The following is a 13,941-nucleotide window of genomic DNA, read 5'->3' as shown; positions in this document are numbered from 1 at the left end:
GCAGTCAGGTCACGGGTTAGTTTTCTAAATCAGGGAAGCTACTTTTTCCCAACCCTTGGATCATCCCCTTTGCCTTCTGCAAAATCTGTTTTTCGCTCTTGTAGGCGAGTGTATTTATTGCCTCATCTACCGGGAACCATCTTGACTCTTCCACTTCATCGTCGTGGTCGCCGGTGCTGCCTTTAATATATTTCAAAAGAAAGAAGTGGACGGTCTTATGCACCTTGACCATTTCTTCCTTGAGAAAATACCAGTAAGAAATGTGCCCTATCTTCTCTAATATTTCCCCATCCAGTCCTGATTCCTCCCTTACCTCTCTCAAAGCCGCCATCGGAGGGTCTTCGTCTTTATCTATTATACCCTTAGGGATGCACCACGTCTTTCTGTTTTTGATGGAGACAAGCGCCACTTCTATGTGATTGTCATTCTCGCGGAAGATGACCCCGCCTGAAGAAGTCTGTCTTCTTATCGTAGGAGGTTTTTCTCTCATTGCATACTCTTCTGCACCCAGGGGACCACGATCCTCACGATGTCGTTATAAAAAACAAAGGCGATCAACATCATCAGTAAAGCCATGCCGATCTTGTTTGCGATGCCCATTATCTTTTCACTCAAAGGCTTGCCTCTTACGGCCTCGATGGTGAAAAACATGATGTGGCCGCCGTCAAGGACAGGGACCGGCAGCAGGTTGAGGACCGCGAGGTTGATGCTGATGATGGCGATAAAATTGAAATAGGCAAAGGCCCCGACCGCAGCCGCCTTGGATGCGGCGTCAACAATCAATATCGGGCCGCCGACCTGTTTCGACGAGACCGAGCCGGTGAACAACTTGACCACGACTTCGATTGTGAGGTAACACCAGTGGTATACGGCTTCCACCGCTTTAAATGGCGCGCTGAAGATGCTTTCGCTCTGTACCAGATTTACATCAAGTTTTTTTGAAATGCCTATCCTGCCGACCGTGATCTCCTTGCCGCTTTCATCTGTTGCCTTGGCAGGCTCCGGGACAATCTGTACATTGATGAGATCACCGCCTCTTTTAACTTTCAGGTTTAATTCTTTCCCCGGGTTCTTTGAAAAGATATCGGCCATCTCATTCCAGTCCATAATGGCTGTTCCGTTGATCTCCACGATGGTGTCGTCTTTTTTCAGCCCGGCTTTCTGGGCCGGAGAATTTTCAGAAACTCCTTCGATCGTGGACGTCATGCTGTCGAGCTTGGGTATTGCCACCGGGTAATTCAAACTCAGAAACGTCAGAAAAATAATGTATGCAAGCACAATATTAAAGACCGGCCCCGCAACGACGATCGCCACCCTCTTCCAGACGGGCTGAAAATTAAACGCCCTCGGTTTGTCTTCTTCCTTCATCTCTTCACCAGGCTCCTCGCCAAGGGGCTTCACGTAGCCGCCAAGCGGGATGGCAGAGATCAAATATTCTGTCTCGCCGATCTTTTTGCCGATCAGCTTGGGGCCGAAACCGAGAGAGAATTTCAGCACCTTCACGTTAACAAGCTTTGCAAGTATGAAATGCCCGAGCTCGTGAAAAAAGATCAGCAACCCGAAAAAAATAACCGCCCATAAAACTGTCATAATTAAAATTACCTTTCTAAAGGACGAGGCGCCGCCTCGTCCCTACATAATTCTTAACTCTTCCGCTATCTCCGAGGCCCTTTGTTTGGCCCCTTCCGATGCGTTTAGCACTACTTCAATTGTATCAGAACTTAAGACCTTGTGTTCCGACATTGTTCTGGAAATCACACGCGGGATTGAGGTAAATGATATTTTCCCTTCAAGGAACATCCCCACTGCTACTTCATTCGCCGCGTTCAATACGCACGGCATGGTGCCGCCTGCCCTGATCGCGTCATATGCCAGGGAAAGCGATGGAAATCTCCTGAGGTCCGGTTCTTCAAAGGTTAGCTCTTTCACCTCCGGCAGGTTAAGCGCCGGCAGGACACCCTGAAACCTGTGCGGATATGAGAGCGCGTAACTTATCGGGCCTTTCATGTCAGGGACCGACATATGCGCGATAACGCTGCCGTCTATGAACTTGACCATTGAGTGTATTATGCTCTGCGGGTGAAGGACCACGTCAACCTTTTCAGGCGGCATATCAAAAAGCCAGCACGCCTCGATCACCTCAAGCCCCTTGTTCATCAGAGAGGCCGAGTCTATGGTGATCTTTTTGCCCATGGCCCAGGTCGGGTGTTTCAGCGCCTGTGCCGGAGTTACCGCCTCAAGCTCAGATGCATCCATTCTCAGGAATGCGCCTCCAGATGCCGTCAATACGATCTTATGGACCTCATCCATGTCCCTGCCGTTTAAGCACTGAAAGATCGCGCTGTGCTCGCTGTCCACAGGTATCAATTTGACGCCGCGCTTCGCAGCCTCCGCGATGATCAGGCCGCCTGCCATGACAAGGACTTCCTTGTTCGCAAGCGCGATGTCCTTTCCGGCCTTTATGGCTTCATGCGTTGGAACAAGACCGTCAGAGCCGACAATAGCGGAGACAACCACATCGGTGTCATTAAGAGTTGCCACCTCAATGAGTCCCCGCTCTCCGGTGAGGACTTCAACGCGGAGGTCTTTTTTCTTCAGGACTGCGGCGGCTGACTCGTCATATACTGCCACAACCTTTGGTTTAAAGGTCCGTATCTGCGACTCAAGCAGCTCAATATTGTTTCTTGCGGCAAGGCCTACAACTTTAAATTTATCGGGATGGTTGTTGACCACCTCAATTGTGTTCCTGCCGATAGAGCCTGTTGATCCCAGGATAGAAAGCCTTTTCAAAAGTACCTCACAATCAGATAAAGAACAGGCCCGGCAACGAGGATGCCGTCAAGCTTGTCAAGCAACCCGCCGTGGGCCGGGATCAGATGGCTTGAGTCCTTTACCCCGGCGTCTCTCTTGAACATGGATTCAATCAGATCGCCGACCAGTGACGATATGCCCATGGCCGCGCCGATTGCTATTACTGCCGCGGCCGAAAGCATGGACAGATTAAAAATAGTTTTTATAATTACAATCCCCAGAATCCCGCCAAGAACGCTTCCGAAGGCGCCTTCAATAGTTTTATTCGGGCTGATCGCTGGATACAATTTATTCCGTCCCAAATACGTTCCGATGTAGTAAGCCATGCTGTCTGAGAGCCAGACCGACGTATAAAGCAGGAATATATATTCCGTGCCTAATGGCCCGGTCCTCAACAGCCATTGAAAGCTCAGGAACCCTGCTATATAAAATATCCCTATCCAGACAGGACCGACATCCCGCATACATCCTGCCGGGGTCGACATGAAAAACAGTCTGAAAAAAAGAAGGAGGAACAGAACGGCAAAAACACCGTTTACAAAATATTCAGGGAACCGGCAATATAAAAAAAGCAGAATGCCGCCGGAGACTATTCCCGGCACATACATCTTTGCAGGCACTTTATACATTACAAAAAATTCCCACATCGCAAACATGGCTACGGCAATCAGCAGGGCAATAAAATACGGCACCGGAGGCAAGTAATAAAGGTACGAAATTAAAAACGGCAGGACCAAGGCAGCTATTAGATGTCTTCTGATAAACGAACTTGTCTTTCCCTCTTTCTGCATTCTTTCCGATCAATCCTTTCGGTATTTTGTTAAATTACCTTATTATGTCTTTACCTTTTTTGCTCTCTCAGGCAAGGCCCCGAAACGCCGCTCCCTGCCCTGATATTCCCGGATTGCGGAAATAAATTCAGCCCTGCCGAAGTCAGGCCAGAGGGTCTCGGTAAAATAAAACTCCGCATACGCAGACTGCCAGAGGAGAAAATTGCTCAGCCTCATCTCCCCGCTCGTGCGTATAATTAAATCCGGGTCGGGTATCCCTACAGTATAAAGGAAAGATTCAAAATATTTTTCATCTATATCTTCAGGCCGGACGCCTTTTTCAATCAACTTCTTGACCGCGCTTACTATCTCCGTCCTGCCGCCGTAACTGAGCGCGGTTGTGACAATCAGCCCGGTGTTGTTTTTTGTCAATGTTTCAAAATCATGAAGCAGCTTCTGGATGCCGGAGGGGAGCTTTTCAATTGTGCCGATGGCCCTGAAAACAATATTCAGCTTGTGCAGCCTGAGCATTTCGCCCCTGAGGTATTTATCAAGAAGCCGCATGAGTGCATTCACTTCAGCAGCGGGTCTGTTCCAGTTCTCCATTGAGAACGTATAGAAAGTGACCGCACTTAATCCTATCTCCATAGAGGCGTCGATTATTTCGTTTACCCTCTTCACCCCGTTTCTGTGTCCCTCGATGCGGGGGAGTCCCCTCATCTCAGCCCAGCGGCCGTTGCCGTCCATAATGATTGCAGCGTGTTTTATATCCATTTGTATCTTGTCTCAAAAATAAAAATTTATCTGGTATCTTCGCCTAAATGATAATAATAAAGTATGCTGCCCTTTGATAATTCTCCTGTAACGGCATTCCTGACGAATGTCATTAAATTGCCTTTGGCGACAACAAACAATTTCTTGCCTTCTATCCAGTAATCAGTTACAGTGCCTGAAAGCTCCGACAGGATCACCTTCTCCTCCATGGCGCTGCCGTTCCACCAGAAAGAACGCACCTCTCCCCCGCCCGTTCCGAGCCCCGGCACATTAGATACCACAGGTGTCCTGTCTACCGCTATGATCTCCTGCCCGCGTCCTGTTTTTACGGAGATGAGCCTGCCGCGGACCGCCCACTTTTTAGTTGGATTGGCTACGGAACCTGTATCACTTTCAAATGTGAGGGAAGGGTCGCCGCAAGACTTGTCGCTCTGCCAGACCATCTGCCCGTTGTGATCATACATCATCAAATACCCTTTATCGTCAAATGTCACCATATGATTTTGTCCTTTGTCCTGCCAGTCGATATAGGTAAAACCGTAGACGTTGGCGCCAGCAGGCAGGTCAAGGGGCCTCTTGGGCTGGTAGTCTCCGTCTTTCCACTCAGCCTCATAAACGGGGCCGTCAAATATTCTGCCCGGGATGAACTTTTGCATCAGGAGCGTCCTGCCGCTTACCCTCAGAAAATAAGGGATATCATCGTTTATTCTTTTATAGCCTGACGAGGGATCATATTCCAGCACAAATGATTTGATCCTCATGTCGTCTTTCACCTTGACGTCGCTGGTCTTTATCGCGCCGCCCTCTATCATGGAGGTGACGAATATTTCAGCCCTGCCGTTATTATTCACATCCATGACATCTATTGACAGATGCCTCTCATGGATGTTCCCCGGTATGTTCCATAATTCCTGAAGGTCCTCTTTTAAATTATAGATGCTGATATTTTTACCGTCGCTCACGACAATTTCAGTAACGCCGTTGTTATCAACATCGCCGGCCGCTATAAGCTGGCCCCCGGCAAGCTTATAGCTCCCCCACGGCTCCTTATTTGATAAAGAAGAGGTCAAAAACTCCTCCGCGGGAGCGAGCATATTCATTGCGCCGCCCGCAGCTTCTTCTATGTCAGCGAACATCTTTGCGTCTTCTGTCCAGTACAATCTCGTACTTATAAATTTCTTTTCATCTTTAAAAGACGTTGAAAACAGGAGCATCGCTTCAGCGCCGAGCCCTTTTGCAAGTTTCACTAAATCCTCAGGACTGCTTGTTGAAGCGTATGATTCCAGGACCTCAAAACGTCCCGAATCTTTTATCGCGCCGTAAAAATCCTCGGACAATTTCCAGTCTGATTTCTTGTCCTGAAAAAACGCGAGCTTTATCTTTGAGGTTGAGATCCTGACGGCGTCTCCGGCTTTTACATCGCCCTGGACTATAGAACAGGAATATAATCCCTCACCCGGTTTTTCGTCCTTTACCTCGACTGCACCTGCGAAGTCTTCCATGTCCGCGATCAACTCATTTGTTATGGGATGATAAAAAGGCCTGCCCTTCCTGAAAACTGAAAAGCGCATTCCCTTTTTAACGCTCACTTCACCGTCCAGCCTTATTCTCGCAACTCCGCCCGCAGCATCCGTTACAACGCCGCTGACCGGATTAAAATAAGAAAGGACCGCCTCTTTTACGCTTTGTACGGGATTGTCCGTCCCGGTGTTTTGAGGAGCGGCTTCAGACGCCGCAGCACAAAAGCAGGAAAAAACAATAAAGACAATAAATTCTATACAATTTTTTTTCATAAGTTTTCTTCCGTAAAACCGGGGAATATTATAACTTATTCCAGTGTAAATTGAATTATGGTCCCAACATAACAAATGTCCTGCGGGGCTGTCACTCCCGTGCCTAAAGCACCTACTGTTGGCTTGCCAAGAGTCCTTCCGTAAGAAAGATTCCGGACAAGCAGGAATAACAAGACCATACATTAGATTTGCAACTTTCAAAAACCTGCAGCCTCAGGAGGCTAACGCAGGGCCGGCATTCTGCCCAATAAGTATTTAAAGTCCTCGTCCTCAAACTTCAAACCGCCGCCGACATATATCCCCCTCCGGCTGGAATTCAAAAGATTATCAATGCCGGTGCTGATAAAAATATATTTGAACATCCTGTAATCAATCCCGACCCTTGCGTGCGCCCTTTTCGCATCCGCCTCTTTTGCGCTGAGGTCCCATATATCAAATTTGGCCCGGCCAAGGTCTTTGTTAAAAAAATAGTCCGCGCCGAAGCCGAAGGTGTTTTCCGTCATTCCTATCCTTAGCGCGAGGTCCTCAAACCGCTGCGCGTACTGGGCGGAAAACTCTATTTTACTTTTTGTTTCCTCCTCGGTTGTTTCAACGCCGTTTATTATTTTGTCCGTGGTCTCAACCGAACCCTTCGGGTCAGCTACGACGCCGAGAATATAGTATTTGTCCTTTTTGGGCTGCAGTGTGAGGTCAAAGTACCCCTTCCATTCCGCCTCACCCGTGTTATATTCGGTATGGAAATCAAGGAAGGTCCTCATCCCGCTTGCGACGTCAAGCGACTTGCCTACCTCATCCGAAACCTTGCTCAGGGAGTTGTAAAGCTTTTCATCCTTTACAAGCTTGCCGAGGGTCCCCTCTCCGCTCTCTATCTTCCGGGCAATCTCGGTCACTGACTTTGAACCGGTCCTCAGGTTCTCCATGCTCTCCTTAAACGCGTATCTGTTTTCCTCCACTACTTCTTTCAGATCATTTACAAGCTTGCTCATGTCATCTAAAAGCTTCGGCCCCTTATCTCCCAGATTCTTCCCGACCCTGCTCATATCGTCTACGAATCCGGGGCCCTTTTCCGAAAGCGCCTTTGTAAATACTTCAAGCTGGGCAATTATCTTGCGCAAAGAATCCTTGTTCTCTTTTGTGATCTGCTTGACGTCGCGGGTGATGTCCCTGAGATTATTGAGCGTCTCCGTAAAAGTCTGCTTCTCTTTTTCTCCAAAAACATCTTTCAGGCTTGTCGCAAGCGCGCTGATGTCCGACGCGGCGGATGTCATCTTTTTCGCAAGCTCTTCGATATCGGCAGCGCGTGTGACATCCGTTATCGTGTCGCCTGATCTCAGAAGCGGCTGATCAGGCGTGCCTCTTGAAAGGGCAAGGTACTTGTCGCCGAGAAGACCGGACATCTTCAAAGACGCCCTTGTATTTTTGTAAAGCTTAACGTCAGGATTGATGATGAGCGTGAGCCTTGCCTTGCCGTCCGCAAGATCGATCTTTTCAATTATCCCGACGTCAACGCCCGCGAGTTTAACACGGGACCTTTCATCAAGACCGCTTGCGTCATCAAATTCAGCGTAAAGCTTGTATCCCTTCTCCCACATAAAGGGCATTCTCCCGACCTTGAACGTCATATACGAGAGAATAATGATCACCGTGATTGCAAAGATACCGACCTTCAGTTCTGCGGAGACATTTTTCATATTAGTTCAATTAAGGAATTTCCCATTGTTGATTCTTTAGTGTCTGTCCATAAATTGCTATTTATTAATTTTGTCATGCCCGAAGCCTGCCCTCGAATTTCGTAATCGGGGGTCTTTAATCGGGCATCCAGAACTTATTTTAATAAAACTGGATTCCCGCTCAACAAACTGCGGGAATGACGGTAAATGGACACATTCTATTTGTTGATAATTGCTCATCGCCTTTCAATGCCTTCAAGATGAATGGGCCCCACCGCCCTGCCTTCAATGAATTGCCTGACAACGGGGTCCGAAGTATTTTTGATCTCCTCTGTCTTTCCCTTGGCGATAATCACACCATTATAAAGCATGGCAATCGTATCTGCAATCTTGTACGCGCTCTTCATGTCGTGTGTGATCGCAACGGACGTAACATTTAATCTTTCTCTCATCTCTATGATGAGGTCGTTAATTGCGTCGGCCATGATCGGGTCCAGCCCCGTGGTGGGCTCATCATAAAGGAGTATCTCCGGTTCCATTGCAATTGCCCTGGCAAGGCCCACTCTTTTGCGCATTCCTCCTGACAGCTCGGAAGGCATCAGGTCCTCAACACCGACAAGGCCCACCATTTTGAGCTTTTGAACGGCGGCCTCTTTTATGTCCGTATCGGACATATGCGTATGACGCTTTAAGCCGAACCCTACATTCTCCCACACGCTCATGGAATCAAACAACGCGGCAGCCTGAAACAGCATCCCGAACTTTTTCCTGATCTCATTCAGCGCATCTGCATCAAGCTGCGACAGATCGGTTGAGTCAATTATCACGGTCCCCTTGTCCGGTTTCAAGAGCCCGATGATATGCTTAAGCAACACGCTCTTGCCGGAGCCGCTGCCGCCGATCACAACAACGCTCTCTCCCTTTTCAACTTTCAGATCCACTCCGCGCAGGACTTCCTTGCCTTCAAAGGATTTATATATGTCAATAAGCTCTATCATCAGAACAGCCACGACGACAGGAAATAGTCGGATATAAGAATGGTCATCGACGACGCAACCACAGCGCCGGTCGTCGCGCGCCCGACGCCTTCAGCGCCGCCTCTTGTATAAAAACCCTTGTAACAACTGATAAGCGTAAAGGCCGCGCCGAAAAAACATGCCTTGATCAGCCCGTTGTATATATCATGCATTTCGAGGTAATCCCATGTGGCCCTCAAGTAAGCCTTTGAGCTTGCGCCAAGAAGAACAACTGTAACAAAATAACCGCCTATGATGCCTACTATATCGGTAACAATAGCAAGCGCGGGGAGCATTATCATTCCCGACAAAAATCTCGGGACAACCAGATATTTCACCGGGTTCGTTGCAAGCGTCTCAAGGGCGTCAATCTGTTCGGTGACCTTCATTGTGCCCAGTTCCGCCGCCATAGCAGCGCCCGCACGCCCCGTGACAATCAAAGCTGAAAGGACCGGGCCGAGTTCTCTCGTCATTGAAAGCGCGACCACGGAACCGACAAGCCCCTCTGCGCCGAACCGCTTGAAACCCGTGAAGCTTTGAAGCGCAAGCACCATGCCCGTAAACACCGCCGTGATCAGGACTACCGGCAGCGAATTAACGCCTATCTCCTGCATCTGTTTTAAAAGGTTTCTTATCTCAAAGGGAAGCTTGAATATTTCTTTAAAAATGGAATAAAGGAGAAGCATGCACCTGCCGATGCCTTCAACAGGCTTCTCTATGAGAGCGCCAAAGAGTTCAATAAGTTTGAAAAGCATTCTATGGGAATAGATTATACGATATTTTGAAGGTTCTTGAAAGCAGGGAATCAATAATACGAAGCGAATCTCCGCATCCTTACATTTTCAATAATACTGAGCGCGAGGAAATTGGAGAGCAGGGCTGTGCCGCCGTAGCTCATCAGAGGCAGAGGGATGCCGACAACAGGCATTAATCCGAGCGTCATCCCGACATTGACAATGAAATAGAAAGAAAACATATACGTCACTCCGAGGGCGAGATAGGTCCCTTCAATGTCCCTTGACTGTTTTGCGGTCTCAAACCCGCGCCATATGATAAACAGATAACATGTGAACAGGACCAGGCTGCCGATAAATCCCCATTCTTCAGCAAATATTGAAAAGATAAAATCCGTATGGTTCTCAGGCAAAAACCTGTAAGGCCCCTGAGTGCCTCTCAGGTATCCTTTGCCAAGGAAACCGCCTGCCCCTATAGAGACCTTCGATTGAGTTACATGATAACCGATCCCCTGAGGGTCCACCTGCGGGTCAATGAACGCGATGATCCTGTTTTTCTGGTAATCTTTTAATCCGCCCCAGAGAAATTTACCTGCTACAGGAGTGGCTATCATGCCGATTACAACAACGGTAATGAGGATCTTTTTTTCGATCCCCACGGTCAAGACCATCGCGGTAAAGATAAATATTAAAATCAGCATGGTCCCGAGGTCCGGCTGTTTCAGTATAAGAATTGCGGGAAAGATGAGAAAGCCGGCCAGCATCCTCACCAGTTGCTTTGATCCGAGTTTCATCCCCTGTTCCAAACCGGAAAGATAACGCGCAAGCGCCCCGACAAAAAAAAGCTTGAAGAACTCCGAAGGCTGAAATGACAAGAACCCGAGGTCGATCCATCTCTGCGCGCCCATGCCTTTTCTCCCTGCGATAAGAACAAATACGAGAAGGACAACTCCCAGTACGTAAAATATATGGGCAAACCTGACAAGCCACCTGTAATCAAAGATCAGCATGAGTGAAAAGCAGACAAGGCTGAGTATTATCCAGTTAAGCTGCCTCAGGTAATACGGATGCTGCTCGGCCTCAAGCAAGGGCCTTGTGGCGCTGAAGATCGTCATTAGTCCTATCAGGGCCAGTACGATGACCATACCCAGAAAGCCCCAGTCAAAATCTTTTAATAACCTTCGGTCTATCATTATAATATTTGATCTTTGATTACAGGCGAGGCACTGCCTCGTCCCTGCAATAATTGTTAACCGGCATCCGGCTTTGCCGGTTCCTGATTTTCCGGGACCTGCTCCTCCTGCTTCTGCTCCCCGTCCTCGCTGTCTTTCTTCGGCGGATTGAAATATGTCTCTATCACCCTCTTTGCTATGGGCGCGGCAGTAGAGCCGCCGTGGCCGCCGTGCTCGACAAAGACGGACACGGCTATCTGCGGATCATATTGAGGGGCAAAAGACACAAACCAGGCATGGTCCTGAAATTCATCAGGGAGATATTTCCCTTTGACCGCTCCCCCGATGACCTGTGCGGTGCCTGTCTTACCGCCGATACTGACAATGTCTGAGCGCGCGGCCCTGCCCGTGCCTCCGCCTTCGTAGACAACGCCTACAAGTCCGCTTTTGACTAATTCAACGTTCCCCGGATTTATGTCCGCAACACTCTCAGGTTCCGCCTCAAGGTCTTCATTCTTTACAAGATGCGGCTTAAACAGCTTCCCTCCGTTTACCACCGCGGCCATCATCCTCGCCATCTGTATCGGTGTAACGGAAAGATACCCCTGTCCGATCGCGACACTGAGCGTCTCGCCCTGGTACCATTTTTCCTTCCTTGCCTTGAGTTTCCATTTAGTGGAGGGAACAAGCCCTGCCGCCTCGCCGTCAAGCTCGATCCCAGTGGGCCTGCCGAGGCCTAATGCCGAGGCATACTTCGCAATCGTGTCTATGTTTATCCTCTTCCCGATTTCATAAAAATATACGTCGCAGGATTCAACAATCGCCCTGTGAAGGCTGACCCCGCCGTGCCCTCCGTCCTTCCAGCATCTGAAGACCCTTCCAAAGGTAGTTGATCCGCCGCAAAAAAACGGCGTGCTCTCAGTAACGGTCCCATTTTCAAGGGCGGCAAGCGCGGTGATTATTTTGAAGGTTGAGCCTGGAGGGAAATGGTTCGATATCGCCCTGTTCATCAAAGGTTTCCTCGGGTCGTTAAGCAGCTCCTTCCAGTCCTTTGAATTTATGCCTCCGACAAAGAGATTCGGATTAAATGGAGGGGCGCTGACCAGCGCTAATACCTCGCCGGTACCGGCCTTGAGGGCAACTACGGCGCCGGACTTGTCTTCAAGCGCTTTTTCGGCCTCCGCCTGAACATTGATATCAAGAGTAAGTTTGATGTCATTGCCTCTTGTAGGCTTCTGTATCCTTACAAACTTAATTACATTGCCAAGCGCGTCAACCTCAACGATCTTCTTGCCGGGCGTGCCTCTCAGTATGCTGTCATATTTTTTCTCAATTCCAAACTGTCCGATATATTCCTGACGGGGGACATCGCTGTATTCGGGAGTGCTTAATTGTTTCGGCGTGGGATTGCCGAGATAGCCCAGGACATGACTCGCTGTTTGCCCGTAGAGATATTCCCTGGCGCTCGTTACTTCCACCTGCAGGCCCGGAAAATCGATCTTCTTTGCCTCTATCCTTGCGACTTCTTCAAACTGGACATTCTGCCTGAGGCTGATGGCTTCAAAGGGGTTCGCCGTTGCCCTTGCCCGTTTCTTTATCTCCTCTGCTGAAAGCCCGACAAGCTTTCCCAGTTCCAGGAGAATTTGATAATCCTTCGGTATGTCCTCTTTGACGATGGACACGTCAAAAGACATGACGTTTTTCACAAGGGGATTATCATTCCTGTCGTAGATCACCCCTCTCGGCGCGGGTACATCGACGACCCGCAGCCTGTTGCGCTCATCAAGCCTTTTGTATTCGCTGCCCTTTATTACCTGAAGGTGCCAGAGCCTCAGGACGAAGACGCAGAATATGCAGAGCAGGACATAGAAGGCGGTGGTTATTCTTTTGTCCATATCATCTCTTCCACTTCCTTCTCTCCCTGTTAAACACCGGGAACATTACCAGCGCGGACAGAATCGTGTATATAACTTCCATCACTGAAATGCCCCAGGGCCTGTCGGCAAAAGACACTTTTGAAAAGGTCTCAAAGCATATATGTACCAGAAATATATTGACCACTGAAAATATTGCGATTGTTATAACGCTGATCGTGGCGTTCCATTCAAATAAATTTTCCTTGACCGCGCTGATAAGAAACGCGGCAATGGACTTGCTGATAATATGAGGGCCGAAAATAAACCCGTTAGCGGTATCGAGCAGGATGCCCGTCAATGCGCCGTAAGTCACGCCTTTGACCTGCCCGTACCTGACCGAATAAAAACACACAAGCACGAGCGCGAGGTCGGGTTTTATGCCGTGTAAGAATATGGACTGCACCGTTAATGCAAGATATGCAAAGATTATGTAGAGTAACAATGCCTTCATAAGTATGCGCAACAACGCTGAGCGCTTAACGCTTTTTCTGTCTTCATCTCTTCAGCACCACGACCTCTTCGACCGTGTTTAAATTTTGGGCCGGCATAACTTCAATTAATTGAAATACGTCTCCGCCTTCCCTGTCAACAGAGCTGACAGTTCCCACCAGAAGGCCTTCAGGGAATATGCCGTCAAGCCCTGATGTTATCACGTTCTCGCCCTCCACAACCTCAAAATCCTTTGAGACATATTTCAGGTTACATTTATTGTCCCCTCTTCCCTCCAGTATTCCCTCCACCCTTGAGGTTTCCATCCTGACCGCAACGGATGAATTGACGTCGGTTATTTGTATGACGTCGGCCTTCTCATTAAAGACCCTGTGGACCCTTCCCACAAGTCCCAGAGGAGTGATTGCGACCATGTCCTTTGCAATGCCGCTGCTCAGTCCTTTGTTTATCCATAAAATATGAAACCAGTTGGTCGGATCTCTTGCAAAAACCTCGGCGGCGGCAACATAATCAGGCCTTTCGGATTTCAATTGCAGGATGCCCCTGAGCCTCTCATTTTCAGATTCCGCCTCTTTGGATTTCATCCTTTCCTGTTCACACTTGCCTAACCTTGAGATAAGTCTTTTCTCATCGTCATCCCCTAAGAAGGGAATATATCTCACTGCTTTTTTCAGGAATGTGCCTGACTGTTCAAGGACTTTCAGAGGATAAAGGGTGAAATCCGTGATGCGTCTTTCACCCTGGATGCCCTGGTAAGTGAGCAGGGCAAATATGAGGAGAATAAAGAGGGCGAAGAGAATAAATTTTTTCTTATGCATCTTAAATAATACAACAA

At 48.6% G+C, this 13,941-nt stretch carries 13 protein-coding genes; all 13 read right to left on the bottom strand.

Annotation, left to right across the window (positions count from 1 at the left end; all coding sequences use genetic code 11):
• Positions 1–16: 16 nt before the first annotated feature.
• The 13 genes from HZB61_14935 to mreC all read right to left on the bottom strand — a co-directional run bounded on the left by HZB61_14935 (position 17) and on the right by mreC (position 13,924).
• Positions 17–490 carry an NUDIX hydrolase gene (locus tag HZB61_14935; protein MBI5057905.1) on the bottom strand — a complete coding sequence of 158 codons (474 nt, stop codon included), beginning with the start codon at positions 488–490 and terminating at the stop codon, positions 17–19.
• Entirely contained in the window at positions 487–1,590 is a 1,104-nt protein-coding gene (rseP, locus tag HZB61_14930; protein MBI5057904.1) for an RIP metalloprotease RseP, read from the bottom strand. The genes HZB61_14935 and rseP overlap by 4 nt, the downstream gene beginning before the upstream one ends.
• Before the next feature lie 42 nt (positions 1,591–1,632).
• Positions 1,633–2,790, bottom strand: coding sequence for a 1-deoxy-D-xylulose-5-phosphate reductoisomerase (locus HZB61_14925; GenBank protein MBI5057903.1), 1,158 nt, complete (start codon positions 2,788–2,790; stop codon positions 1,633–1,635).
• The gene (locus tag HZB61_14920; GenBank protein MBI5057902.1) at positions 2,787–3,602 is read right to left on the bottom strand and encodes a phosphatidate cytidylyltransferase; all 816 of its coding nucleotides are present in this window, start codon (positions 3,600–3,602) and stop codon (positions 2,787–2,789) included. The genes HZB61_14925 and HZB61_14920 overlap by 4 nt, the downstream gene beginning before the upstream one ends.
• 42 nt (positions 3,603–3,644) lie before the next feature.
• Positions 3,645–4,355 carry a di-trans,poly-cis-decaprenylcistransferase gene (gene uppS, locus HZB61_14915; protein ID MBI5057901.1) on the bottom strand — a complete coding sequence of 237 codons (711 nt, stop codon included), beginning with the start codon at positions 4,353–4,355 and terminating at the stop codon, positions 3,645–3,647.
• 26 nt (positions 4,356–4,381) lie between these two features.
• Entirely contained in the window at positions 4,382–6,148 is a 1,767-nt protein-coding gene (locus tag HZB61_14910; GenBank protein MBI5057900.1) for a VCBS repeat-containing protein, read from the bottom strand.
• Between the two features lie 221 nt (positions 6,149–6,369).
• On the bottom strand, positions 6,370–7,839 hold the full coding sequence (locus tag HZB61_14905; GenBank protein MBI5057899.1) for an MCE family protein: 1,470 nt from the start codon (positions 7,837–7,839) through the stop codon (positions 6,370–6,372).
• 215 nt (positions 7,840–8,054) lie between these two features.
• On the bottom strand, positions 8,055–8,816 hold the full coding sequence (locus tag HZB61_14900; protein MBI5057898.1) for an ABC transporter ATP-binding protein: 762 nt from the start codon (positions 8,814–8,816) through the stop codon (positions 8,055–8,057).
• Positions 8,816–9,589, bottom strand: a complete 774-nt coding sequence (locus tag HZB61_14895; GenBank protein MBI5057897.1) for an ABC transporter permease — start codon at positions 9,587–9,589, stop codon at positions 8,816–8,818. The genes HZB61_14900 and HZB61_14895 overlap by 1 nt, the downstream gene beginning before the upstream one ends.
• Before the next feature lie 50 nt (positions 9,590–9,639).
• Entirely contained in the window at positions 9,640–10,761 is a 1,122-nt protein-coding gene (rodA, locus tag HZB61_14890) for a rod shape-determining protein RodA (protein MBI5057896.1), read from the bottom strand.
• Positions 10,762–10,817: 56 nt separating this feature from the next.
• On the bottom strand, positions 10,818–12,635 hold the full coding sequence (mrdA, locus tag HZB61_14885) for a penicillin-binding protein 2 (protein MBI5057895.1): 1,818 nt from the start codon (positions 12,633–12,635) through the stop codon (positions 10,818–10,820).
• Between the two features lies 1 nt (position 12,636).
• Positions 12,637–13,107, bottom strand: a complete 471-nt coding sequence (gene mreD, locus HZB61_14880; protein MBI5057894.1) for a rod shape-determining protein MreD — start codon at positions 13,105–13,107, stop codon at positions 12,637–12,639.
• Positions 13,108–13,150: 43 nt separating this feature from the next.
• Positions 13,151–13,924: a rod shape-determining protein MreC gene (gene mreC / locus HZB61_14875; GenBank protein MBI5057893.1), complete on the bottom strand. Its 774-nt coding sequence runs from the start codon at positions 13,922–13,924 to the stop codon at positions 13,151–13,153.
• Positions 13,925–13,941: the final 17 nt, after the last annotated feature.

The sequence above is a fragment of the Nitrospirota bacterium genome (genome assembly GCA_016214845.1).
Taxonomy (GTDB): domain Bacteria; phylum Nitrospirota; class Thermodesulfovibrionia; order UBA6902; family UBA6902; genus SURF-23.
The sequence above is the reverse complement of the archived record's forward strand: the minus strand, read 5'-3'. Positions and strand labels throughout refer to the sequence as shown.